Below are 24,265 nucleotides of genomic sequence, written 5' to 3' on the forward strand. Positions count from 1 at the left end.
ATTTTTGTTATAAAAGTACACATCTTTAATTTTAAATAATTTATGAGTTAATCATGCGATTTAACAAAATTTCTTGCTTACTTTTATTCCCTCTTTTTATTTTTAATACCTCAATTTATGCAGGGAATACACCAAAAGAGCAAGAAATTAAGAAACTGGTTGATCAAAATTTTAAACCGTTATTAGAAAAATATAATGTGCCGGGTATGGCGGTAGGTGTTATTCAAAACAATAAAAAATATGAAATGTATTATGGCCTTCAATCTGTTCAAGATAAAAAAGCTGTAAATAGCAGTACCATTTTTGAGCTAGGTTCTGTCAGTAAACTATTTACCGCTACAGCAGGTGCTTATGCTAAGAATAAGGGAAAAATCTCTTTTGAAGATAAACCAAGTAAATACTGGAAAGAGCTAAAAAACACCCCGATTGATCAGGTCAATTTACTTCAACTTGCTACTTATACCAGTGGTAATCTTGCGCTACAGTTTCCAGATGAAGTACAAACAGACCAACAAGTTTTAACTTTTTTCAAAGACTGGAAGCCTAAAAATCCAATTGGTGAATATAGACAATATTCCAACCCAAGTATTGGCCTATTTGGAAAAGTTGTAAGCTTGTCAATGAATCAGCCTTTTAGTCAGGTTTTAGAAAAAACCATTTTTCCAGACCTTGGCTTAAAACATAGTTATGTCAATGTACCTAAAACTCAAATGCAACATTATGCATTTGGCTATAACCAACAAAATCAGCCGATTCGAGTCAACCCTGGTCCCTTAGATGGTCCAGCTTACGGCGTTAAATCGACTCTTCCAGACATGTTGGGGTTTGTTCATGCCAACCTGAACCCGCAGCAATATCCTGCTGATATTCAACGTGCAATTAATGAGACACATCAAGGTTTCTATCAAGTAGATACCATGTATCAGGCGCTTGGTTGGGAAGAGTTTTCTTACCCTGCAACCTTACAAACTTTATTAGACAGTAATTCTGACCAGATTGTGATGAAGCCTAATAAAGTCACTGCTATTTCTAAAGAACCTTCAATTAAAATGTTTCACAAAACTGGTTCAACCAATGGCTTTGGAACATACGTCGTATTTATTCCTAAAGAAAATATTGGTTTAGTCATGTTAACCAATAAACGTATTCCAAACGAAGAACGCATTAAGGCGGCTTATGCTGTGCTAAATGCGATAAAGAAATAATCATCTTTAGCTAAAACAAAAAAGAGAAATAGATGAAATCTATTTCTCTTTTTTTATGAATATACGATTTAAAAGAACCAAACATATCCAAGACTTGATTTCATCCAGTCCAGATGATTTTGTTTTTCATAATCCCAATTCAGGCGAATAGCATTATTGCTATTAATGGCATATTGCCACTGGGTATTTAAGCGTAAGTTCCATTGGTTTTGGTCTTCCCAATAGGGTAGTTCAACTTGTATCACTGAGTTAAACTTTTCAAACCACTGATTCATACAGCCTAGAGTTGGCCCCATTCCTACACGCCAACCTTTATCTAAATTTGAACCTGCTTGAACATAAGCTTGGACTTGTCCATAGCACACATGTTTACGGTCATAGTCCGCAACACTATAGCCAACTTGGGTATTAAAACTCGCTACACCATGCTGTTTTTCATCACTATAAACACCGTCATGAACTGCTTCTTGACGCCAGCCTAGGTTAAATCCCCAAGTAAGAGGTGTTTTGAATGGTTGGATCGGGTTATAGGAGTTCACTTCTAGTAGATCAAGACGTTCTAGCTTTAAATGATCATCTCTCCACTGGGCATTACCATTTAAAAAAAGCAATTGAGTACCAGCACGATACCCTCCTTGAGGGTCAATCAAGTCATGGTAAGCTTGTCTATGCCCAATCTCGATAAACTTATCACCTTGTACTTCACCCAGTTTTAGCGAAACATTGCGTGCATTATGACCTTGTGTAGGTTCAGTAGAAGGTCGTTTAGGTTCTTGGCGTTGTTTATCTAAATCAATCTGACTTCTCAAAGCCAAAAGTTGCCTTAGCTGTGGTTGAGCAAAACTTTCTTCAACTTTTCGACTAATGAATTGTAGATATAAATCATCGTAAGCCATCTCAAGAATTTTGGCCTGATCTGGCTGACTATACGACTTAAGTATTTCGGAGGACTCTTTAGTTGGCATCATGGCTACCTGATGAGCAACTTTTGCCAAAGACGCGCCATGCTGATGAGCTTGAGCTAATAATTGAGTCTCTAAAGCTGGTCGATATACAGGAGGATTCGTAAGCCCTTGCTGCTGCATCGCTTTAATCGTTTCCATTGGAATAGAAGCGTAATTAAACTTTTCTTGTAAGTTAGACTCAGGTTTAACCAAATCAACCAATCCCAATAAACGATAGGCGCAGTTGTCACTCACAAAGTAATAAGGGAAGCTCACATGTTGCATTTCCCAAATATGAGACACTAAAAAGTGTGTTTCCTCAGGAGATAGATTTAACTCATATTCCCATAAATCACGGCTTTCAAAATCACCATACTCTTTTACCTTACGATAATAAGGCATTAGTGAATATTCACCCGGATACTGCCCTGTTAAGCCTTTCCAAGCATATGACCAGTTGTCATTGCCTGCGACAGTGGCTGCATAATTTACAGCGTAAGAAACGAGGTTTAACTGTTTTTGATCTTTAGGGTCTAAGCGTAATAAGGTATGTCCAAACATTGAGCTTGGATTGCCCATAAAGTCTGTCGCGTAAATTAGCGTCGCTTTATAAGGTTTAATCTGGCCAATCCAGTTTTCAAACTCTGAACATTTTACTTGCGGTAATTCATTTTCTTGAATGCCTAATTGCTTTATAAGCCATTGACTGCGCGCAGGAAACTTACAACGAATTGATTGATTGTCTGGAGCTGGTGCAAATAATGCTGTGATATCTGCTTTCTGTTCTTCTTTTAAATTATTTTTCCCATTTGGTGCCATAAAGTAACCAGCGTAACTCACTTCACTCTTCTGGTTTTTATTGGCATACATCAGACGTTGCCATGTGATGTCTTGATCTAACTTTTTTTGTTCTGCAATAGACCAGTAGTTTTGAATAGATGGATTTATTTCTGCTGAATACGCAATATTAACTGCCAATGAGGCAAAAATTAAAACAACCGATTTCATTAAGCTCATCAATTTTTATCATTAAATATAAGAAAAACCCTGCCAAATGACAGGGTTTTCAATTTCAAACTTATACGTAAGCTTTTAAAACGTCGTCTTTAGCCATTACGTTTTGTAATGATGCTAATACTTGAAGTGTGTTTTGGTTGTCTGCTGAATAGATTTCACCAAAGTTTGCTTTTGAAACTTTGAAGAAACGATCTTTATCTTGTGGTTTAATTTGCATTAACTCAGCAAGTACGTTCAGGCTTTCACCTTGGCCTACAGCCATATCACGCGCTAAAGTTTCTGCATTTTCATTTGTGAAAGTAACAACTTGAGCTGTTACTGTTCCGCCTTGACGGCAGCCTAAAGTACCAAAAGTAATACCTAATAATTGGTTAGTAAAAATACCGTTTGTTGTTGCAGCAAGAATTTTAGGCACCACTCCTTTTTGGCCAGCCCATACTTGCGTACCCACACCACAACCTACATCGTTATCAGCCATAGCAACACTTGAACCAGCTGCTAACAAAGCAGCTAAAGCTAATTTTTTTAACATAGATGTATATCTCCAAAAATCATTATTGATTTGTTTCTTATGTATTGTTATGTGTAACTATTATTACACCCTTCAAAGATAGCGATAAGCCAGTCATTTAGCAATTAAAAATTAAATAATATGATAAAAAGTGAAAATGAAATTTTTACTTTAAATTCCAATTACCTTGATTATCTCGATGACCTAATATTTTAAGAACTAATACTAAACTTAGCAGTAATAATAAATACCACGAACCAAGTTTACCCCATCCCACCATATGCCAAGCATTAATCTGACTTGGGTAAACCCAAATTTTGTAAAATGTACTAATATTTTCAGCAACCCAAATTATGAATGCGAGTGTCACCAAAACAGGGAGCATCGGCGTTTTAAACTTACGTTCATTTATTTGAAAATAAAGTGTAGTTTTCCAGAATATATAAACACTAAATGCAAATAAAATATAGCGAATATCAGGAATAAAAAATTTACTCATAAAGTTAATATATGAGAAAAATGCGAGAAAAAGCATGCTTCCAAAGCTTGGCAGTTTCTCAAAGGAAACTTGAAATAGTCGTATTGAGCGAGCAAAGAAACTACCTACAGCCGAGTACATAAAGCCTGCAAATAAAGGCACAGTAATAATTTTAAATACCGCAGGCTGCGGGTATTGCCATGAAGCAATGCCGGGGTGTGTCAAAAAGATTTCCATGACCATTGCCATGATATGAAATAAAGCAATGACTTTGGCTTCTTGCCATGACTCCAGCTTTAAATATAACAAGCAAATTTGAATAATGAGTGCATAGATGAGTAAATAATCATAACGATAAAAACCCATATATTCATGGCTACCCATCGGTGCTGTCAGGGCAAAAGCTATTAAAAGCAGAATACCAAACAAGGCTGCCGAAACAGCCTTGCCGATAAAATGAATTGGTAAAGTTAGGTGGCGCACAAAGAACTATCCTAGATATTTAGCACTATACTCATGCACTGTATCTACAAAGATTTTTGGTTGCGCAGGATCTACCCACTGGGTAATGCCATGACCCAAGTTTGCAACATAACCAGTCTTCTCACCATTTGCGTAAGCGTCATCTAACATCGCTTTTACGGCTTTTTCAATCGTAGCTGCTGAACCATATAAAACAGCCGGATCAAGGTTCCCTTGTAGAGCAACACGACCTGCTACAGTTGTACGGGCTGTATTTAATGGTGTCGTCCAATCTAAACCTAATGCATCTGCACCTGTTGTGATCATTGGTTCTAACCACTGACCACCACCTTTGGTGAATACAATGACAGGAATACGGCGCCCATCTTTTTCACGTTGCAGACCCGCAATAATCTTTTTCATATAGTTCAAAGAGAACTCTACATATTCACGGTGTGCTAAAGCACCGCCCCAACTGTCAAAGATTTGAATTGCTTGAGCGCCCGCATCAATCTGAGCATTTAGATAGTCAATCACTGAATCTGCTAAATGGTCGAGTAGAGCATGCAAAACTTCCGGCTGTGCATACATCATTTGCTTGGTAAAACGGAACTCTTTGCTTGAACCACCTTCAACCATGTAAGTTGCTAGCGTCCAAGGACTACCCGAAAAACCAATGAGTGGAACCTGACCACCCAAAGCAGAACGAATTGTACTTACTGCGTTCATCACATAATCAAGATCAGATTTAGCATTTAACTTTGGTAAATTTGCTACATCTTGTTCAGTACGAACCGTTTTATGAAACTTAGGGCCTTCGCCTGTTTCAAAGTAAAGACCTAAACCGAGTGCATCTGGAATAGTTAAAATATCTGAAAATAAAATTGCTGCGTCTAAATCATAACGACGTAAAGGCTGTAAAGTTACTTCACAAGCAAACTCTGTATTTTTGCATAAAGATAGAAAGTCACCCGCTTTTGAGCGTGTTTCGCGATATTCAGGCAAATAACGTCCTGCTTGGCGCATCATCCATATCGGTGTGGTGTCTACAGGCTCACGTAATAAAGCACGTAAGAAACGATCATTTTTAAGTGTCGTCATTGCCGATCTCTATCTTTTTCATGTGGCAGCATCATATCAAAACGTAGATGTTTTTATAATTTCAATTTCATACAAAAACTTGTCAATCCACTAAAAAATGCATATTTACACAAAAGTCTACTGCAAGAAGCTCGGTTTTCTGCAATACTTGCAACATGTTACATCGGGTTTATTGATATTCCTTTAATGCTTAAATTCACCAATATTGAATGCGCAAAAATTGCGTTGTTGGTGATTTTATAAACGTTAGGATCAGTCTCCTTGCCCTATTGCTTATATGAAAATTCTTAAGGTTGAATTACATGTTTGTTCGCTCATTACTCGCTATGAGTTTAAGTTGTATTATTGCTAATGTTGCTTTGGCTGCGTCAACAACTGAGCAACCACTGAACCCTAAAAAAGTATCTGCTCCTGTAGAGGATCCAATTGATCCGCTTGCTGTAGATGCTGCTTCAACTGCAAAAGCCCAAGCGCAGACACAGATTACTGCTCAAGAACAAAATGATTTAAATCGAGCGTCTACAACATTACAAAATTTGCAAAAAGCTGAAGACCCAAATGCTGATTCAGGCATTGCTGCTTCAGAACCAACTGCACCAGCTAAAACAGCGACAGCTACTAAGACTTCTGCTCCTGCTCCAGCTGTTTCATGGACATTAGATAGCTTAAACAATGCTGACTGGTACGAAAACATTGGCAAAGGCCAATTTCCAGTTTATGCACGTGCTCACGTTATGTTGAACAATGCACATGCTTCGCCGGGTGCGATTGATGGCATGAGCGGTAAAAATACCCTAAAAGCAATTGCATCTTTCCAACAAATGAATGGTTTATCTCCTACTGGCGAGTTAACTAAAGAAACTTGGGATGCACTTGTTGCAAAACAAACAAAACCAGCATTTATTGAATACACAATTACCGATGCAGACTTAAAAGGTCCATATGCTGAGTCAATTCCTTCTGACTACGCATTACAAGCCAAAATGAAAGGTTTGTACTACACGCGTGTGACTGAAATGTTGGGCGAGAAGTTCCATATTGATGAAGGTTTCTTAAAGAAATTAAACCCGAAAGCAACCTTCAAAAAAGTTGGTGAGAAAGTTATTGTTCCAAACGTACGCAATGACTTACCAGAAGATATTCATTTGATTATTGCGCATAAAGGTGCAAAACAGTTGTATCTGTTTAACAGCCGCAATCAAATGGTAGGTTCCTTTCCTGCAACAATTGGCAGTACTGATACGCCTTCTCCGACCGGTACTTATAAGGTAGTTGGTGTTGCGCGTAACCCTTGGTATAGCTATTCACCTTCAAACTTCGTACAAGGTAAAAACTTAAAACCGCTTTCTTTACCACCAGGCCCTAACGCTCCTGTAGGTAATATCTGGATTGGTTTAAGTAAAAAATCATTTGGTATTCACGGCACACCAAACCCGTCTTTAATTTCTAAAACTGCATCACACGGTTGTATCCGTTTAACCAACTGGGATGCTAACGATTTAGGTAATAAAGTACGTGCAGGTGTAACTGTTAAATTCTTAGAATAATCCTTTAAAGAAGAAAGCCTGCTTTATGCAGGCTTTTTTTATACTTAAAATTTAAAACGAATATTTATTGATATATCGATCATATTAAAAACGCAACAATATGTTGCATCTACTCTATTTTTAGCTTCATTCTACAGGTTTAACATAGTCCTCAAGAGATCAATAATAATTTGAGGAGATCGAGTCATGAATGCTTTTTTGCATCGTAGTGAAGATCGTGGTCATGTTAAAGCGGGTTGGTTAGAGTCTTATCATAGCTTTTCATTTGGTAACTGGTATAACCCGAAATATATGGGTGTCAGTGCATTACGCGTTATTAATGACGACAGAATTGATGCCCATAACGGTTTCGGCACACACTCTCATGACAACATGGAAATTTTAACCTGTGTGCTCGATGGTGCAATTTCACACCGTGATACGATGGGAAATGAAGGCCAAATTAAAGCTGGTGAATGGCAACTCATGAGTGCTGGTACAGGCGTGGCGCACAGTGAAATCAATAACACTGATACACCTGTCCATCTATTACAAATCTGGATTATTCCAGATGTAAAAGAAGCTGAGCCAAACTACCAACAAATTAATTTGGACCCACGTAAAGATCCAAATAAATGGCATTTAATTGCAGGCCCAGATGCAAATGCACCTATGCACATTCGCCAAAACGCAGAAGTAAAATCTGCAGTATTGAAAAAAGGAAATGAACTTCCTGTTGAAACATCAAAACGGGTAAATTACGTTCATGTGATTTCAGGTGTAATTCGTATTGGTGATCAAGAAGTTAAAGCTGGTGATGCTTTAGTGTTTGAAGATAACGCCGTGATTCATGCACTTGAAGACAGTCAATTTATTTGGTTTGATTTACCTTAAACAGCTAAAAGCCCTTTTATATAAAAGGGCTTTTTAGTCACTACTACCGCCACTATCGCAGCTGCCTGAATCCGAAGATGACGAACAATCATTTGAGTGGCTTGAGCTATGATGATGGCTATTGTCATGAACATGATGGTTTGATGAAGATGAATAATCAGGTTCACCCGATGATGAATAATTCTTTCGATAGCGAAGAGCTGCAATTAACAGAAACAGTCCGATGCTGGAAAAAATAGTAATAAATACAATAAAAAACACCTTCAAATAATGACCTCCTAAATAAATCTATGTAGATGATTACTGTATCACCTAGTTCATTATTTAAATGAGGTATGTTGATTAAACAAGTTATTTTTTGATAAATACCATAAAACCTTTAAAGCAAAAAACTGAATGGGTAACCTTTCAAAAAGCACAAAGGTTATGCAACACCAAGTACAACACACACTATGTCTAATTTTATAAATGATGAAAAAGCTTTTAAGTTTCCTTCACATATAAATAGGCACTTGCTCTAGATATACCTAAATGCTGAGCAACCGTTTCCACGGCCTTTTTAATGTCTAATAAGCCATTATTCTTGAGTTCATGTATTAACTGTTTTCGCTCATTGAGTTTTAGCATACGCGGTGTCGTAGCGTGTTTTGAAGCAAATTGATCAATATATCTTCGAATTGCTTCTGTACCATTCGGTTCCAGATTTTCAATAATGTTGTCAGTTTCAATTTTAGTGAACTGGTCTAGAGCACTTTGCATTCCCCTAAATAGGGTTAAATCTATATTCATACATAAAGCGGCCACATATTGCCCTTCTTCATCTTTAATTCCAATAGACGTACTTTTGGCAGGACGACCATCTGCAAATTGGTTTGCGTAATTTGAAATGAGGTTTGGAAACTCTGGAGACATGATTCTAGCCAAGCCCAGCTCAGTGGCAGGATCTCCAATTTTTCGACCAGATAAATTGTTATGTATAGAGAGTATGGCATGCTCAGGATTTGTTAAGTCATGGACAACAACTTCGCAAAAAGGAAATAGCGTTTCACTTAGCCCTTTCGCGATAGTATCTAGTTGAGTGAGTAAATGTTTATCACGATTGCCCAAGGTATTTCCTCCAAATGACTTAGTTGCTATTTCAAGCCCTAGCATAAAGCATGCAATAGTATTTTAGACTTTTTATCCAATTTTAAACTTAATGTAAATCAAAATCTTATATCTCATTGTTATCAAATTAGAAAATAAAATTAGACATTTTATCTAAATCTATATATTTTATCTAAACAAGGTCCATATATTGTATGTCACTTGAGCAATAGCAAATCTTGCATCCGAAAACATTGAATAGCATTAGGTTTAATTATGAAAAATTTAACCCTTCCCACTTATGAAGATGTCGCAGCCGCTGCTGAACGTATAAAAGGTTTCGCAAATAAGACTCCTGTTTTAACTTCACGTACTGTGAACAATGAATTTGAAGCAGAAGTATTTTTTAAATGTGAGAATTTTCAGCGTGTTGGTGCTTTCAAATTTCGTGGTGCAATGAATGCACTTTTGCAATTTAGTGGAGCTCAGAAAAAAGCGGGTGTGGTTGCTTTCTCTTCAGGAAACCATGCGCAAGCAATTGCACTATCAGCAAAAACGCTTGGTATTCCAGCCATAATCGTTATGCCGCAAGATGCACCTGCCGCAAAAATGGCAGCAACACGAGAATACGGCGCCGATATTGTTGAATTTGACCGCTATAGAGAAGATCGGGAAAAAATTGGAAAAGAAATAGCTGAAAAAAATGGCCTGACACTCATTCCATCTTATGACCACCCACATGTAATTGCAGGTCAAGGAACGGCTGCAAAAGAGTTATTTGAAGAAGTCGGCGAATTAGATTACCTGTTTGTATGTTTAGGGGGCGGTGGTTTATTGGCAGGTTCTGCCCTGTCTGCTCGCCATCTCTCTCCAAACTGTAAAATATATGGTGTTGAACCTGCTCTAGGAAATGATGGGCAAATGTCTTTTAGAAAAGGAGAAATTGTTCATATTGATACGCCACAAACCATTGCCGATGGCGCTCAAACTCAATATTTAGGCAAATTAACATTCCCTATTATTCAAAAGAATGTGGATGACATTTTGACAGTAGAAGACGAAGAACTTATTAGCTGTATGAAGTTCTTTGCTGAAAGAATGAAAATGGTAGTTGAACCGACAGGATGTCTCGGATTTGCTGCTGCACGTAATTTAAAGCATGAGTTAAAAGGCAAACGTATAGGCATCATCATTAGTGGTGGCAACGTCGATATTTCTAAATATGTAGAGTTTTTATCTGCTTAATAAAAGTTAGTGCCTATCTATGAGTTCAGTTAATACGTCATAGATAGGCATTACATGCTACTCGTCTCTCGGCTTGCTCGTGTCTTAATTTAAATAAACTTTTGGAGATATGATGAGATTTATTTCTGAGTCTGAATCTGCTGCTCTCATCAATCATGAACTGGCTTATGACGCCATTTACCAAGCTTTAATTGCTGCAACTCAACCAGAAACCAAAAGTTTTGCTGTGGTTCACGGTCAAGGGTCCGATAGCAAAAATACCTTTAGCGTTAAGTCATCGGCGACCGAGCATTTGGCTGGCCTTAAAGTTGGTTCTTTTTGGGAAGATAACCCTAAACATGGTTTGCCTCGCCATAACGCGCTCATTTTATTATTCAATCAAGCTAATGGAAAAATGGCAGCAGCCATCGAAGCAGGCAAAGTCAATGCGTTTCGTACAGCTGCATCTAATGCTGTCGCAACCCAGGTACTTGCAAGAAAAGATTCAAAAGTATTGGCTATATTTGGTACAGGAAATCAGGCCAAATATGAGTGTGAGGCTTTAGCGAGAATTAGAAATTTCGAACAGATTTTTATAGTCGGGCGCGACCCACATAAAGCTGAAAAAATGGCAGAAGACCTCAAACCATTAGGTATTCAGCTTCAAATTACGGGTGCAAAAGAAGCCTGTGAACAAGCCGATATTATTGTGACCGCAACTTCTTCTCATACTCCTCTTTTTAAAGCTGAATGGGTCAAAGCTGGCACTCATATTTCATCGATGGGTTCTGATAAACAAGGCAAACAAGAACTTCCGCCAGAGCTATTTTCACATAGTGGTTTATTTTGCGATCTTAATGTCCAGTCTAAACTCATTGGTGAATTTCAACATGCGCCTGAGTCTGCAACCTTAATCAATATAGGTGATGTGCTTTTAGCAAATGCCCAAGGTAGGCAGTTACCAGAACAAATCACAATTTATGACAGTTCAGGCTTATCTATACAAGATTTATATATCGCTCAGAAAATTTTAGAAATTTCTTAATATTGATCATTTAACTGCATCGTTCAGGCTGATGCAGTTAAATTAAAATCATGTTCCTTTTCACAATGCTTTACTGAATTTTGTTTTTAAAATCAGAATGAATCTTCAATAAAAACTTTAGCAAAAGACGCGATATATTGCTCAGCCTTAGCATCATAATTTTGAAAACCTGCATCAAATACCCATTTTTCAATTTCAGATTTTTTGACTAATTTTTGCAAATAAAGCTGATGATGTTTGTCTAATTCTTCTTTTAAACTTCTTAGCATCAGTTCATTTAAACCAGTAGGAGGATTCAGGCCTGTATCTAAAAGACTAGGCGCAAATGCCACACTTTTGAGTTCCAGTTGATGCACTATTCTTACAACAGTTTTTATCGCAGTCTCGATTCGCTCTAACGTGAAATCTTCTGGTGCTCCCATGCCTATAAGTAAAACTTTAGAGGCATGTATCGTGGATGGGGTTTGATTTATTAAAAGAACATCATTCAATTTTGCGCTAAACCAGTTATTTTTCCGTATTTCATATAGTCTGCCGTTTAGAGCTTCATCTAAATGTGCCAAACCACCCGAAAAAGAACGGTTATTCATTTCATGTTCAAAAACACAAGCACAGGAAAGCTCAACCTCGGCCGTGGTACAGTCCCAAGTCACGAGTTCAATGTTTAAATTTTGGTAACGCCCAATTTTAGTTTGCTTTATACCTGTGCTCATATTTTTACTCTTCTCGTTTTACCAACCATATTTAAGCTCAAGGCCTAAATAGTTTGCGTCTTTACCACCCGCTTTCTTAATGGTATCTCCAACCTCAAAGTGCACGCCTTCGGCAGCCACAGATAGATTAGAATTAATTTTTCGATCTGCTCTGAGTTGAAGATATGCCCCAGTCCAGCTCGAACCTTGCCCCGCGGTATTTGCCATGCTGTTCTTACCTTGGAAATAAATCGCATCTTGGGTAGTTTCACGCCACTGAAAACCTAAGGCACTTAACAAAGTAAGTTTTTCGGAAGGCTTGAGCGTCAGAGACGGTTTTAGGTGAATAATATTGCTATAACCACTATAACCCGCCAAAGTAAAATATGAGCCATTTGCAAAAAGCTGGTTAAAGGTATTAAGTTGATTATCGTTGGTACTTTTGTCGCCTGTGGCAATATCAAATTGCACTCCTAAACGCGGTGACCACGCTTGGTCAGCAAAAGTGTATCCCGTAATACTACTCAGTGCCCAAGCTTGAATTGTTTGTCCACCGATTTTTCCATGCTGAAGCATGCCTTCAACATCCCAATCGACATTATTCTTTTTACCCATATGGCGAAGGTCATATAAGTCTCGAACCTCATTGCCCTTAATACTTGGAAAAGAGGCATTATCTCGTTTATAACGCGAGTAATAACCCGATAACTCGCCATCCCCTACATTTTGTTTATCTACACGAAAGCCGCTAAAACTTAAATTGCTTTTTGAGTGGTCATTAAACGTGGAATCTTTTTCTATCTGAACAGGTCTGGTGAGATAACCTAAAACTCTCCAGTCGCCATATTCATACCCCGACCATACACCATCAAAGGCTTGCCGAACGTTTGGGCCTTCTCTATTCGAGATAAAGCGCTGTAAGTCAAAAGCCATTTCTTGACGGCCTACTCTAAATTTAAAAGTTCCGTTATTTAAAGGGCTCACCCATGCAATAAAGGCTTGTTCTATATCAAGTCTATTTTGATCGGTACTACTAATATTTTTTTTATCAAACGCACGGGCATCGCTTAGCTGAGTAAATAATTGTAAATGATCGCCTATTCTTACATCTGCATGCGCTTGTAATCTTTGAATTAAATAGCTGTCGGCCTGATTATTTCCAGTACCAAACTTTGCATTATTATTGACTTCAAAACGTTCACGAATATTTGCCCCAAGTGATAAATAATTATTATCGCCAAAAGGTATATATTTGAAGTCGTCTCCTATTTTCTTTGGCACACACGGATTTTTTAAAACATCCCAATTTTCTTGCCAACGATTCGTTGAGATTTTTGGACGAGTTGGACATGCATTTGTGTTTGAGGCTTCATTTTCTGCATAAGCAGATTCATAGAAAAATAAACTGCTGGTTAATAACAGACTCATTTTTATTATTTTCAGGTAAGTCTCTGAGTGCTTAGTTCGATATGTTCTATCTTTAAAAACATGCGAGGCCATCAAGTGTTATCCATAGTAATAAATAGGTCGTTGCAGAGACTTGGTGTTTTGCACTCATACTGCTCTTAGGCAACATAAGTGCAAATTTCAATCCATCATTTAGGCTATAAATTATTTGATAGACGCATGAATTTCAGCGATATAACCGCCTGGGAACTGCACCATTGCTGACTCACGACCATCCGACTTATAAGCATTCACCAAAACAGATGCACCTGCTTTTGTGGCTTTATCTAAAGTTTCAGATAAGTTTTTAACTTCATAACCCGTCATATCACGCCCATACGGATAAGGAAGATGACCATTGGTCACGAATACTGTCATTTTGCCGAAGTCAGACTCAACGCGAATACGTCTATACGTTTCATTTGGGCGACCAATTTCTATACCTGCGGCTTTAGGGTTATCGGAAACGACTTTACCGTGCGAGAAACTCACGAACTTCTTAACAAACGAGTCAGCACTTTGTTTTGAAACATAAATACGGTTTTCTGGAACAGTCTCTAACTGGTTATAGTTAGGCTTAGTCGTGTGCCAATAGAGCTGCATATTTACGCCACCCGGCCATTGGACAATCGCATCACGCCCAATTGGGTCTGGGAAAGCATCTACAATGACATCTGCCCCATTTGCTTTGGCAGCCTGCACTGCTGCGTCCATGTCTTTGACTAAATAGCCAGTTCTTTCTAAACCAAACGGATATGGAATTGGAGTTTTAAAACCAAATACAGACAATGTACCTACTGGGGTCAATACAAGCTGAGACATCGTCTGGCTCGGTGTTGGTGTGACTTGGAAAACACCTTGTTTCGACTTGGTACCACCGAATGTTGCGACCAAGCTATCGGTAAATTTGTCAAAGTCTTCAGGGTTTACATAAACATGCGTTGTATCGTATTGGGGGGCTACACCGGGTGCCTCACTTTTTATACTTGTTGTTGTTTTGGCAAAAACCTGAGGAACTAGGGCAACATTTGTGCCCACTAGCATGGTGCTTAAAAGCAATGCTGATAATGATTTACGCATAAAATGCTCCTGTTTAAATGAGATGCTTAAACTTATTGTGATTTTGAAGATTGATTAGAAAGAATGGTGACCATCACCAAAGCAGCGATGAGCCCAAGATGTTCGAAGAAACTATTAAACGTACTAAAAAATGCTGAGCCTGTATGATTCCAAAAGTCGTTTGCAACGAGCATTGCTATGGCAGTTAGACAGCCTAAAGCCCCTGCTCCTAACCAGACAAAACGATTAAAAATAACTAAGAGCGAACCAACAATTTCAATAAAAATAGCGGTAGCTGCCCAAAGCCAAGCAGGCTGTAAACCAAAACTCGCCTGCTCTTCAATAGCCGCATGAAATCCGATGAATTTATTAATTCCCCCCACTAAATACGCTGAAACGAGTGCAAGTCGAAGTAGCGGAAGCAATCCATGAATTGATAAGATCTTTTTTACCCATACTGGGTTATTATTAATCAAGTCACTCATCTATTTACCTTTTTGAAATCTCATAGTTTTAATATTTAAAAAATATAAGTTTCATGCATTAATAAAAGTTTATAAAATATGCAATATTCATGATCTAATTTATAAAATTATCTTTATAAAAAAAAGACAATTTAAATAATTTTAAATATTTTATTAACCTTTAAAAAACCAAATAACTTACGATATATAAAATCAAAAATCCGTGTAAACTACTAGATATTTATTTAAATACAAACTGTATTCTAAAAAGATACAATGATTGATATACAGATATTCCTCATATAATTTAGCGGCAAGATCATTTAGCCTTTAAAATTTGATGGATAAAATAGACTGTATTAATACTTTTATAAGTGTGGTAGAGAATGGAAATTTTAGTCATGCTTCTAGAAATCTAGGCATTACGAGAGATCAAGTTTCAAAAAGAATTTTTTATTTAGAAAGTCTATTTAATACATCATTATTTATACGCAACACCCGAAAGATGGACCTGACTCGCTCTGGAGAAAAGTTCTATGAGCGATGCAAAGTGATTGTGAAAGAGTTAGATTTAGCAGCCCATGACTTTGTATACGACCAGAAGTACCCTGAAGGCTTACTCAAAATTAGTGCTCCACATGCCTTTATCCAAACGTGCTTTTCAGATGTCATTTCTAATTTTCTAATCAAATATCCTCATATTGAAATTGATCTTATGTTTTCAGACCACTCCACTCATATCAATCCTCATAAGTTTGATGTGATTTTAAAAGTTGAAGAAAATATTGAAGAGCAAAATACTTTCATTTTAAACACATATAAAAGAAGCTTTTATGCAACAGACGCATATTTAAATAAATATGGAAAACCGAAAAATATAGAAGAGCTTAGAGAGCATAGCATTTTACTATATTCTAAAGATGACTTAAAAAATAATATTATTAACTCAATACCAAAATTGACATGTAATAATATAGAAATTCTTTTAGAACTTTGTAAGAGAAATCAGGGTATTTTATTTGCACCTGACTTTTTAGCAAAAAAATATGAAGATGAGGGAATTATTATTAATTATTCAAAAACCCTTTTAAACTCTGATCTTTATTTTTATGCAACCACACCTTATGGATCGAGAGTTCCAAAGAAGGTTGAACTTTTTTTAAATTCTTTAAAGCAGCATTTTTCAAATTATCATTAAATGAATAAAACTTTAGCCGCTAAATTACTCTTTTTCTTTATCTACATTTACCAAGTATTCTATTTTAGCTCTGCCCTAGAAAGCCTTAAATTACTTTAATTTAGGGCTTTTTCAGTCATACAAAGCTATCAAGTTTATTTCTTATAAGTTAGAGCCCGCAGAAAATATTCAAGCATCTGCTCTTTGTCGTCTGCTCTATCCGAGCCTAAAAGTTGAATAATTCCGCCTTCAATCATATATAAAAAGAGTTTGGCATCGGTAAATGAAACATCAGTTTTAACTAATCGAAGCTGGCTATAAATTTCATTGGTGAGCCATGTTCTGTACCTCACGGCGGTTAGGTACGCGTTTGGATAGCTATTTTTAGTTTCAAAAATGGCTTTAAATAATAGGTAATATGGCCCATCTATATCACTATGTAGATAATATAGTTTCTTAAGTTTATCTAACGCGCTTGTGGCATGGTCATATTCGACCATTTCAATGACTTGGTCTTGGAGGCGTTCTTTTTGTACAACTAAACAAATGTCAATAAATCGCTCTTTAGAGTGAAAGTAATTATAAAACGTCATTCTCGTTATTTCAGTTTCTCTCACGATTTTGTCGACACCGACTGTGTGAAACCCACCGTGATGAAATACCTGAATCCCGTTATTTATAACTTTTACAGCACGTGCTGGGAGAGTTAAATTTGGCATAGTTTTACCGTTATAAATTAAATTTTTGTTGTATATAAATGAGATATAAAAAGCCTTTCACTTTTTTAAAGCTGAAAAAAAGGCATAGCAAAGCCATAAAGACTGTGCTTGGCACATCTCAAGTTTTATTGTTGATGCAAGTTTTTTGAGCCGTAATGACTGAAAGCCTGAAAACCCTATAGGTGATCAAGCTGCTTTAAATTTTTAAGTGGTGTCGTTATAGCTTTTGGCAAAGGTTGCCAAGAAATAATGGATGTGCAAAGCCAACTCCTTTTTATTGGGAGTTCTGCCAGACATTTATAGAATTATGGTGGCAGAACGGAAGAAGGTTGACAGACTAGTATTATCTCAAACTAGCACACCCGAGGGTGTCCCTCTCCCGTCCTACCGCTACGGGAAAGAGACGAGTGGCACACCACACACAAAACTATTCCTCAGAAGGAAAAGCTCTGATGCGGGAGATAATATTCAGCCTGTCAAAGCCGGCTGGCAATGTGGCCAGCAGGCAAAGAATAGTGCCCAACCCTGTTGCAGTCAAGCACACAAAATGACATTTGTTTTAAATTAGATCATTAAAAAGTAAGGATAAATAATGAGATAGTTATTGTTAAATGGGAGTTTATAAAGGGAAGTAAAAGGAATCAGGTATCAGCACTTATGCTTTTGATCCATAATGTACAAATATTGGCTCATAAAAATATTACATGACTTAAAAAATAGAAATTATTTAACTTCAAATAATAAAAAAAGGATATTAAAATAATATCCCTTCAAAAACATAAATTAATTTACCTATATATCAACTAATTAATTCCTTATTTTCAATTTGATCTAAAATACAAATTAAACGTCTAAATGTTGAAGGGTCAGCAAACTCTTTCAAATTATCAAATTCAGGCTGTAAAAACTCTGCTTTTAAACGCATACAATTATTCACATCTTGATTATTAATCAACCACAAAGCCAAAAAGTCTAATTTCTTATTAATACTACAATCTGAATCAGCTCTATCCTTAATATCCTCTAATACCCAACTTGTATCAAATTTTCTCTTCACATAAGAATTTATTTTGTCTTCATAATATGTCAAATCATTTAAGCACAAACTTTTCAATGCAGGATAATTATCTAGCTCCGATAAAAATGAAGGATCTGCTTTAAAGTATTTCTGTACAGGAAGATAAGTTCTATTCTGTTTTGAAAGTTGAGGTAATGATTCTTTCAAAACATCAATATCTTGAAATGGTAAGTCATCAAATACAATATCTTTACAGATATCAATACTGCCAATACCGCTTAGTCCTCTACTACCATTTGACTCATTTTGCGCTACGCCAACACCTACTACAAATTCTATTTCAGAATTATCAGCTGTGGCTTCATCAAAATCTTTAACTGCGATACGTCTATCGGCTTCCTCTGTAGTTTTTACAATATTATAAATCTGCTCTTTAAATATACGTAATAAATGTACTGGTATTTTCCGTTCTGAATATTGAAGAGCCTTATAAACTTTAGAAAAATCATTCGTTCGAATATGAGTAAAGTATAGTTTTCTCTCTCCTACCGTCATTAAAACAGATTCTATAGCCTCTTTATCATTCGATGGACGAGTCAAGAATATAAGGTTTTTACCTAGACGCTCTAACTGTTCAGATGATTCCATCATATCTGCTATTAATTCGAGAAGATCTGTTATATTTTTATCAGTAATTGAATAACCAATAAAAATTACAGGATTTTCTAAAAAAATTGATAGTAATTTTGCAGCAAGATAGGCATTTTTTTTATTAAAGTTTTCATAATCATTTTTACTTAAAATTAAGCTAGGAAATTTTGAAATACATCCATGTATTTTAAATATTTCACCTATAGATTGAGGATGCTTAAAAAATAAATCAGATTGACCAATATATACTTTTAACGTTGGGAAAAGATTTTCAAGCAATTTATCCCAATTAGTCGTTATAATTCCATCAATTACTACCTTTTCATTAAGCAATTCTTTTAATTCATCATTATTGTGTATTTTACTTTGTATATCTACTTGGCTTAAATATTGTGCAATTTCATATTTTAAAGGCGTTTCTACAGCTGGTGCCCAGTTAGCTGACTGATAAATATCAGTACGATCTTTATTTAAACTCCACCATTCCTTAGAAAAATCTTGTGCTAACGCTAATGCTGCTTTAGGAAAATCATTGTCTGCCGTCCCTAAATAACTGTCAAAAGGCATTGAAGTAGAAAAATGGCTTAATAGGCCTTTCCAATCAGGTAGGTCAAGGTATCGTCTAGAGAAGCCAGAACCTATAAATAAGAATGGAGCCGATAGAGACTCACTCAACAATTCAGCCAATTCTTTTTCAATATCAATTTCTTGTGACATTCTTTAAATCCAAAATTATGTTTGTATATTTATTAAAATACTATACTCAAAAATAAAAAATTTAAATGCAAAAATCAATCTATATTATTAAAATATTATTTTAAATCAAGTAATAGCATTATCATAAGACATGTAAAATAAGAATTAATGATAATTGATTATTAGAATATATATCCGTGCAAGTACAAAATATCAAGACAGAGAACGAGCATTAAATGATTTAAAAACACTTCTTAATTTTTTAAAAATAACTTTATTCAAAGCAATAAAAAAGCCCTAAACCATTACAGTTTAGGGCTTTTCAAGTCATGTAAAGCTATTCGAGTTTATATGACTTTAAATCTTGGTAGGTATATCCAGACTCGAACTGGAGACCTCTACGATGTCAACGTAGCGCTCTAACCAACTGAGCTATACACCTAGAATGGAAAGCATAATATTCATTTTTCAAAAGCAAAACAAGAGATTTGCCATTGAAAAAAATACAAGTGAGCAGACTTTGAGCAAACTTTTTTCATTTTCCAAAAAAATAAAACGGCACATGGTTCAACCACATACCGTTTTGTTTAGCTGAATTTAACTCTCAATTTAACAAGGGCATTTCTTTAAAGTACCGCCTGCCGATGGATAACGCACATCAACACAATGTCGATAGAAAGTCTTCGCATCCATAGGTGTTAAATCTGGATGATGAGCTTTCATGTGCTCCAAATACGTTTGATAGTCTGGCACTCCGACCATGAGTCGGAAGCTTTGCTGTAAACGCTGCCACAAGGTTGCTATACGCGACCAGTTCTTTGGAGAAAGTAATAGCTCTTTTTGCGAGAGCACTGTCATTTTGATGATTTTCGCAATAATGACAGTTCCATTTTTTGCAAATTTAAAATTCATCTTTATTCTCCTCGAGTGGTAACCACTTCAGGATCGGCATATACCGCAGGTGCTTCATTTACAGTCGGAGTACGACTCGCTAAAGCACGGCGAACAATACCAATTGAGGCAATAATCATGACAATCGAAACAATCATAAAGAAGCCACAAAGCGCAGCATTAATCTGATTCGACATCACAATGTTTTGCATCTCAGCAATAGTTTTGGCTGGTTTAATAATTTCACCGCGAGCAATCGCATCAGAGAACTTATGCGCTTGCGCCAAGAAACCAATTTTTGGGTTTTCGTGGAAAATCTTTTGCCAACCAGCAGTCATACAGGTTACGAACAAGAAAATAGTTGGGATAATCGTTACCCATACATATTTTTCTTTTTTCATTTTAAACAGAATGACTGTACCTAAAATAAGTGCCATAGAAGCCAGCATTTGGTTACCAACACCAAACAGAGGCCATAATGAATTAACGCCACCAAGTGGGTCAATCACACCTTGATAGACGAAGAAGCCCCATCCACCAACTGCAACGGCTGTACCAACCAAATTACCAAAGAATGAACCTGATGCTTTAACCGCAGGAATAACAATACCTACCGTGTCTTGCACCATAAAACGACAAGCACGAGTACCGGCATCGACAGCAGTTAAAATAAACAATGCTTCAAATAAAATGGCAAAGTGATACCAAAATGCCATCATTTGGCGGCTATTAAAAATTTCAGAAATGATATGAGCCATACCAATAGCGAAGGTAGGCGCACCACCTGTACGTGAAAGAATCGAGCTTTCACCTACTTCTTGAGCCAATACGGTTAACATTTCTGGGGTAACAATAAAGCCTAAATTACGTACAGCTTCTGCCGCAGACTCTACAGTTGTGCCGAGTACTGCCGCAGGCGCATTAATCGCAAAATATACACCTGGGTCTAAAACTGTCGCACAGATCATGGCCATGATCCCGACAAAAGACTCCATAAGCATACCGCCGTAGCCAATCACACGAATATCAGCTTCGTTATCGACGAGTTTTGGTGTTGTACCACTTGATACAAGCGCATGGAAACCAGAAATAGCACCACAGGCAATGGTAATAAATAGGAATGGGAATAAACTACCTGAGAAAACTGGACCTGTACCATCAATGAAGTGAGTTACAGCAGGCATTTTCAATTCAGGTAATGCAATGATAATACCCACCGCCAAACCAAGAATCACCCCAATTTTAAGGAAGGTAGATAAATAATCACGCGGTGCTAACAACAACCAAACTGGTAATACCGATGCGATAAAACCATAAATGATGAGACACCAAGTGAGTTGTGTACCCGTTAAAGTGAAGAACTCACCCCAGTACGGGTCTGCTGCAACATGTCCACCATAGACAATTGCCAGCATCATTAAAACAAAGCCAATAATTGAAACTTCTGCAATACGTCCTGGACGGATAAAGCGCATATAAACGCCCATGAACAATGCAATTGGAATGGTTGCTGCAATACTAAAGACACCCCACGGACTGTGTGCAAGTGCTTTAACAACCACCAACGCCAGTACTGCAAGGATAATAATCATTACCCCGAGCGCACCGAGCATTACCACAACACCAGCAAAAGAGCCAAGCTCCTGCTTTGCCATTTCACCAAGTGAACGACCATCACGGCGTGTCGATATAAATAAAACTAAAAAGTCTTGTACCGCACCTGCCAGAACCACACCAACCAGTAGCCAAATGGTTCCCGGTAAAAAGCCCATTTGTTCTGCCAAAATTGGTCCGACTAGCGGCCCTGCTCCAGCAATTGCAGCAAAGTGGTGCCCAAAAAGCACATATTTATTGGTGGGAACATAATCCAGACCATCGGCCAAGCGATGTGCTGGGGTTAAACGTCTTGGGTTTAATTCAAATACTTTAGTTGCAATAAATAGACTATAAAATCGGTATGCGATGCTATATACACATGCTGCAGCTAGTACAAGCCAAACCGCGTTAACATGTTCACCACGACTAAGTGCCAGCATCCCAAAAGAAATTGCACCTATAATTGCCACTAGGCTCCAGACCAGCTTGGAGGGAAGCGTAGATTTCGCTTGCATTGTGTCCATTCTTAACCTCTCAATAAATAACTACAGCATTTTTATATTGTTATGTACTGTTTCTCTTAATCCCTGTGACTCTACTCCTCCTTTTTCTTTTTTCCTCTTATACTTTCGCATAAAAAAAGGGATGATTTACATCATCCCTTCGATAATAGTGTATTTTTTAACTATTATGCACGCTCTAAATAATCGCCAGTACGAGTATCTACACGAACGCTTTCTTCTTGCTGAACAAATAACGGAACACGAACAACCGCACCTGTTTCAAGCTTAGCTGGTTTACCGCCACCGCCAGATGTATCACCACGTACGCCCGGATCAGTTTCAACGATTTTTAATACAACGAAGTTCGGTGGGCTTACTGTTAAAGGTACGCCGTTGAACAACATAATTGTACATTTTTCATTTGAATCGTCTTTTAACCATTTAGCAGCATCGCCCATTGCAACTTTGTCTGCAGCGATTTGCTCAAAAGATACAGGATCCATGAAGTTCCACATTTCACCATCGTTGTATAGGTATTCCATTTCAACTTCAACGATGTCAGCTGCTTCTAAAGAGTCACCTGATTTGAAAGTTTTTTCTAATACTTTACCGGTTTTAAGGTTACGTAATTTTACACGGTTGAACGCTTGACCTTTACCTGGTTTTACATATTCGTTTTCCATGATAGAACATGGGTTACCATCAAGCATAACCTTAAGGCCAGCTTTGAAATCATTTGTAGAATAATAGGCCATGAAAGGCACACTCCAAACTTAACAAGTCAACTATGCGATATAATGCGTTGTTGCATTATCTTAATCGTGTCAAATGATAAACTATTTATACCAAGAGCAAAACTGGCAATCACAACTCAGTGACCTTATTACTGATCCTTCTGAACTGCTAAGCCTACTCGAGTTATCCTCAGATCAGCTATTATCGGGTGCGATTCTAGCTTCTGAAAAGTTTAAATTACGTGTGCCTCGTGCGTTCGTCGGAAAAATGAACGCTAAAAACCCACTTGACCCGCTTTTGCTACAGGTATTGCCTCATCATTTAGAACTTGAAGAACATCCTGAGTTTGTAACCGACCCTTTAGGTGAAGAAGCAGCTAACCAGTTACCGGGTGTATTACACAAATATAAATCACGTTTTTTACTGACTTTGACAGGTGCTTGCGCAGTTCATTGTCGTTATTGTTTCCGTCGTCACTTTCCCTATCAGGAAAATTTGCCAAAAAATGACGATTGGCTAAACATTAAAAACTATATTGAAGCGAATCCTGACATTAATGAAGTGATTTTAAGTGGCGGTGACCCACTTACATTGTCTAACCGAAAATTAGCACTTTGGTTGGAACGTTTATCATCTCTCAAACAAGTGAAGATTCTGAGAATTCATTCACGCGTTCCAATTGTTATTCCAAACCGTATCGATGAACAGCTTATTTCTTTATTAAAAAACAGTAGGCTGCGTATTGTTCTGGTGGTACACTCGAACCATGCTTCTGAACTCGATGACTTTACTTGTTCAAAATTGTTGCAGTTATCTGACGAGCACATTACTGTACTTAATCAGGCGGTGTTGCTTAAAGGTGTTAATGATTCTGCCGAGACACTCGTTGATTTAAGTTATCGTTTATTTGAAGCTCGCGTTATGCCTTATTACTTACATGTTTTAGATAAAGTAAAAGGTGCACAACATTTTGATTTAATACCATCTGAAATAGATGCAATATATCAAGACGTGTTAGCGAGCCTACCGGGGTATTTGGTTCCTAAACTCGTCAGGGAAATTGCGGGCGAAAAGAATAAAACACCGCTTTTTGGGGCTACAACTTTTTGAGTTATATAATAAGTG

22 protein-coding genes and 1 tRNA gene are annotated in these 24,265 nt (G+C 37.1%); 8 read left to right on the forward strand and 15 right to left on the reverse strand.

Annotated features, from left to right (window positions below):
• Nucleotides 1-53 precede the first annotated feature (53 nt).
• The gene (locus MSG95_RS01025; protein ID WP_004700205.1) at nt 54-1,205 is read left to right on the forward strand and encodes an extended-spectrum class C beta-lactamase ADC-133; all 1,152 of its coding nucleotides are present in this window, start codon (nt 54-56) and stop codon (nt 1,203-1,205) included.
• Between the two features lie 68 nt (nt 1,206-1,273).
• On the opposite strand, the gene MSG95_RS01030 is transcribed toward MSG95_RS01025, so the two are convergent.
• The 4 genes from MSG95_RS01030 to hemE all read right to left on the reverse strand — a co-directional run bounded on the left by MSG95_RS01030 (nt 1,274) and on the right by hemE (nt 5,718).
• Nucleotides 1,274-3,166, reverse strand: coding sequence for a DUF4105 domain-containing protein (locus tag MSG95_RS01030; protein ID WP_025469086.1), 1,893 nt, complete (start codon nt 3,164-3,166; stop codon nt 1,274-1,276).
• 61 nt (nt 3,167-3,227) lie between these two features.
• Complete coding sequence (locus tag MSG95_RS01035) at nt 3,228-3,698, reverse strand: DUF3015 family protein (protein ID WP_004700201.1); 471 nt, start codon at nt 3,696-3,698, stop codon at nt 3,228-3,230.
• A gap of 145 nt (nt 3,699-3,843) precedes the next feature.
• Nucleotides 3,844-4,638 (reverse strand): DUF817 family protein, encoded by a 795-nt coding sequence (locus tag MSG95_RS01040; protein ID WP_004700200.1) that lies wholly within the window; start codon nt 4,636-4,638, stop codon nt 3,844-3,846.
• Between the two features lie 6 nt (nt 4,639-4,644).
• Nucleotides 4,645-5,718, reverse strand: coding sequence for a uroporphyrinogen decarboxylase (gene hemE, locus MSG95_RS01045; RefSeq protein ID WP_004700197.1), 1,074 nt, complete (start codon nt 5,716-5,718; stop codon nt 4,645-4,647).
• A 302-nt stretch (nt 5,719-6,020) separates the two neighbouring features.
• On the opposite strand from hemE, the gene MSG95_RS01050 reads away from it, so the two are divergent.
• The 3 genes from MSG95_RS01050 to MSG95_RS01060 all read left to right on the forward strand — a co-directional run bounded on the left by MSG95_RS01050 (nt 6,021) and on the right by MSG95_RS01060 (nt 8,377).
• Nucleotides 6,021-7,265, forward strand: coding sequence for a L,D-transpeptidase family protein (locus MSG95_RS01050; RefSeq protein WP_004700194.1), 1,245 nt, complete (start codon nt 6,021-6,023; stop codon nt 7,263-7,265).
• A gap of 186 nt (nt 7,266-7,451) precedes the next feature.
• Nucleotides 7,452-8,138, forward strand: a complete 687-nt coding sequence (locus MSG95_RS01055; protein WP_004700191.1) for a pirin family protein — start codon at nt 7,452-7,454, stop codon at nt 8,136-8,138.
• Between the two features lie 77 nt (nt 8,139-8,215).
• The gene (locus tag MSG95_RS01060) at nt 8,216-8,377 is read left to right on the forward strand and encodes a hypothetical protein (RefSeq protein WP_157668061.1); all 162 of its coding nucleotides are present in this window, start codon (nt 8,216-8,218) and stop codon (nt 8,375-8,377) included.
• A 244-nt stretch (nt 8,378-8,621) separates the two neighbouring features.
• On the opposite strand, the gene MSG95_RS01065 is transcribed toward MSG95_RS01060, so the two are convergent.
• The gene (locus MSG95_RS01065; RefSeq protein ID WP_019457749.1) at nt 8,622-9,245 is read right to left on the reverse strand and encodes a helix-turn-helix transcriptional regulator; all 624 of its coding nucleotides are present in this window, start codon (nt 9,243-9,245) and stop codon (nt 8,622-8,624) included.
• A 255-nt stretch (nt 9,246-9,500) separates the two neighbouring features.
• Here MSG95_RS01065 and MSG95_RS01070 point away from each other — a divergent pair, with 255 nt between their 5' ends.
• Nucleotides 9,501-10,469: a threo-3-hydroxy-L-aspartate ammonia-lyase gene (locus MSG95_RS01070; RefSeq protein WP_004700188.1), complete on the forward strand. Its 969-nt coding sequence runs from the start codon at nt 9,501-9,503 to the stop codon at nt 10,467-10,469.
• A 112-nt stretch (nt 10,470-10,581) separates the two neighbouring features.
• Nucleotides 10,582-11,493 carry an ornithine cyclodeaminase family protein gene (locus MSG95_RS01075; protein WP_004700186.1) on the forward strand — a complete coding sequence of 304 codons (912 nt, stop codon included), beginning with the start codon at nt 10,582-10,584 and terminating at the stop codon, nt 11,491-11,493.
• 92 nt (nt 11,494-11,585) lie between these two features.
• On the opposite strand, the gene MSG95_RS01080 is transcribed toward MSG95_RS01075, so the two are convergent.
• The 4 genes from MSG95_RS01080 to MSG95_RS01095 all read right to left on the reverse strand — a co-directional run bounded on the left by MSG95_RS01080 (nt 11,586) and on the right by MSG95_RS01095 (nt 15,175).
• Entirely contained in the window at nt 11,586-12,206 is a 621-nt protein-coding gene (locus MSG95_RS01080) for a M17 family peptidase N-terminal domain-containing protein (protein ID WP_004700183.1), read from the reverse strand.
• 18 nt (nt 12,207-12,224) lie between these two features.
• On the reverse strand, nt 12,225-13,685 hold the full coding sequence (locus MSG95_RS01085; RefSeq protein WP_324624570.1) for an alginate export family protein: 1,461 nt from the start codon (nt 13,683-13,685) through the stop codon (nt 12,225-12,227).
• A gap of 111 nt (nt 13,686-13,796) precedes the next feature.
• Nucleotides 13,797-14,711 (reverse strand): hypothetical protein, encoded by a 915-nt coding sequence (locus tag MSG95_RS01090; protein WP_004700180.1) that lies wholly within the window; start codon nt 14,709-14,711, stop codon nt 13,797-13,799.
• Nucleotides 14,712-14,743: 32 nt separating this feature from the next.
• Nucleotides 14,744-15,175 carry a DoxX family protein gene (locus MSG95_RS01095; protein ID WP_077164819.1) on the reverse strand — a complete coding sequence of 144 codons (432 nt, stop codon included), beginning with the start codon at nt 15,173-15,175 and terminating at the stop codon, nt 14,744-14,746.
• Between the two features lie 319 nt (nt 15,176-15,494).
• Between MSG95_RS01095 and MSG95_RS01100 the strand changes: the two genes are divergently transcribed.
• Nucleotides 15,495-16,352, forward strand: coding sequence for a LysR family transcriptional regulator (locus MSG95_RS01100; protein ID WP_004700175.1), 858 nt, complete (start codon nt 15,495-15,497; stop codon nt 16,350-16,352).
• Nucleotides 16,353-16,486: 134 nt separating this feature from the next.
• Here MSG95_RS01100 and MSG95_RS01105 read toward each other — a convergent pair whose 3' ends face one another.
• The 6 genes from MSG95_RS01105 to efp form a co-directional block, all read right to left on the reverse strand.
• A complete protein-coding gene (locus MSG95_RS01105) occupies nt 16,487-17,050 on the reverse strand; it encodes a TetR/AcrR family transcriptional regulator (protein ID WP_004700174.1) in 564 nt (187 codons plus the stop codon).
• Between the two features lie 799 nt (nt 17,051-17,849).
• Nucleotides 17,850-19,436 carry an SIR2 family protein gene (locus MSG95_RS01110; RefSeq protein ID WP_004700173.1) on the reverse strand — a complete coding sequence of 529 codons (1,587 nt, stop codon included), beginning with the start codon at nt 19,434-19,436 and terminating at the stop codon, nt 17,850-17,852.
• Nucleotides 19,437-19,780: 344 nt separating this feature from the next.
• A tRNA-Val gene (locus MSG95_RS01115) sits at nt 19,781-19,857 on the reverse strand.
• A 167-nt stretch (nt 19,858-20,024) separates the two neighbouring features.
• Nucleotides 20,025-20,327 carry a YbdD/YjiX family protein gene (locus tag MSG95_RS01120; protein WP_002052430.1) on the reverse strand — a complete coding sequence of 101 codons (303 nt, stop codon included), beginning with the start codon at nt 20,325-20,327 and terminating at the stop codon, nt 20,025-20,027.
• A 2-nt stretch (nt 20,328-20,329) separates the two neighbouring features.
• Nucleotides 20,330-22,426, reverse strand: a complete 2,097-nt coding sequence (locus tag MSG95_RS01125; RefSeq protein WP_324644931.1) for a carbon starvation CstA family protein — start codon at nt 22,424-22,426, stop codon at nt 20,330-20,332.
• 164 nt (nt 22,427-22,590) lie between these two features.
• Nucleotides 22,591-23,160 (reverse strand): elongation factor P, encoded by a 570-nt coding sequence (gene efp / locus MSG95_RS01130; protein ID WP_004700171.1) that lies wholly within the window; start codon nt 23,158-23,160, stop codon nt 22,591-22,593.
• 73 nt (nt 23,161-23,233) lie between these two features.
• Between efp and epmB the strand changes: the two genes are divergently transcribed.
• The gene (epmB, locus tag MSG95_RS01135) at nt 23,234-24,250 is read left to right on the forward strand and encodes an EF-P beta-lysylation protein EpmB (protein WP_004700170.1); all 1,017 of its coding nucleotides are present in this window, start codon (nt 23,234-23,236) and stop codon (nt 24,248-24,250) included.
• Nucleotides 24,251-24,265 lie beyond the last annotated feature (15 nt).

This window comes from Acinetobacter sp. IK23 (genome assembly GCF_035615275.1).
In the GTDB taxonomy this organism is placed as follows: Bacteria; Pseudomonadota; Gammaproteobacteria; order Pseudomonadales; family Moraxellaceae; genus Acinetobacter; species Acinetobacter seifertii.

Excerpts from the sequence above, each read along its gene's own strand:
- MSG95_RS01025 (WP_004700205.1), top strand. The coding sequence starts at position 54 with ATGCGATTTAACAAAATTTCTTGCTTACTTTTATTCCCTCTTTTTATT.
- MSG95_RS01030 (WP_025469086.1), bottom strand. The coding sequence starts at position 3,166 with ATGAGCTTAATGAAATCGGTTGTTTTAATTTTTGCCTCATTGGCAGTT.
- MSG95_RS01035 (WP_004700201.1), bottom strand. The coding sequence starts at position 3,698 with ATGTTAAAAAAATTAGCTTTAGCTGCTTTGTTAGCAGCTGGTTCAAGT.
- hemE (WP_004700197.1), bottom strand. The coding sequence starts at position 5,718 with ATGACGACACTTAAAAATGATCGTTTCTTACGTGCTTTATTACGTGAG.
- MSG95_RS01050 (WP_004700194.1), top strand. The coding sequence starts at position 6,021 with ATGTTTGTTCGCTCATTACTCGCTATGAGTTTAAGTTGTATTATTGCT.
- MSG95_RS01055 (WP_004700191.1), top strand. The coding sequence starts at position 7,452 with ATGAATGCTTTTTTGCATCGTAGTGAAGATCGTGGTCATGTTAAAGCG.
- MSG95_RS01060 (WP_157668061.1), top strand. The coding sequence starts at position 8,216 with ATGACGAACAATCATTTGAGTGGCTTGAGCTATGATGATGGCTATTGT.
- MSG95_RS01070 (WP_004700188.1), top strand. The coding sequence starts at position 9,501 with ATGAAAAATTTAACCCTTCCCACTTATGAAGATGTCGCAGCCGCTGCT.
- MSG95_RS01075 (WP_004700186.1), top strand. The coding sequence starts at position 10,582 with ATGAGATTTATTTCTGAGTCTGAATCTGCTGCTCTCATCAATCATGAA.
- MSG95_RS01080 (WP_004700183.1), bottom strand. The coding sequence starts at position 12,206 with ATGAGCACAGGTATAAAGCAAACTAAAATTGGGCGTTACCAAAATTTA.
- MSG95_RS01085 (WP_324624570.1), bottom strand. The coding sequence starts at position 13,685 with ATGGCCTCGCATGTTTTTAAAGATAGAACATATCGAACTAAGCACTCA.
- MSG95_RS01090 (WP_004700180.1), bottom strand. The coding sequence starts at position 14,711 with ATGCGTAAATCATTATCAGCATTGCTTTTAAGCACCATGCTAGTGGGC.
- MSG95_RS01095 (WP_077164819.1), bottom strand. The coding sequence starts at position 15,175 with ATGAGTGACTTGATTAATAATAACCCAGTATGGGTAAAAAAGATCTTA.
- MSG95_RS01100 (WP_004700175.1), top strand. The coding sequence starts at position 15,495 with ATGGATAAAATAGACTGTATTAATACTTTTATAAGTGTGGTAGAGAAT.
- MSG95_RS01105 (WP_004700174.1), bottom strand. The coding sequence starts at position 17,050 with ATGCCAAATTTAACTCTCCCAGCACGTGCTGTAAAAGTTATAAATAAC.
- MSG95_RS01110 (WP_004700173.1), bottom strand. The coding sequence starts at position 19,436 with ATGTCACAAGAAATTGATATTGAAAAAGAATTGGCTGAATTGTTGAGT.
- MSG95_RS01120 (WP_002052430.1), bottom strand. The coding sequence starts at position 20,327 with ATGAATTTTAAATTTGCAAAAAATGGAACTGTCATTATTGCGAAAATC.
- MSG95_RS01125 (WP_324644931.1), bottom strand. The coding sequence starts at position 22,426 with ATGGACACAATGCAAGCGAAATCTACGCTTCCCTCCAAGCTGGTCTGG.
- efp (WP_004700171.1), bottom strand. The coding sequence starts at position 23,160 with ATGGCCTATTATTCTACAAATGATTTCAAAGCTGGCCTTAAGGTTATG.
- epmB (WP_004700170.1), top strand. The coding sequence starts at position 23,234 with ATGATAAACTATTTATACCAAGAGCAAAACTGGCAATCACAACTCAGT.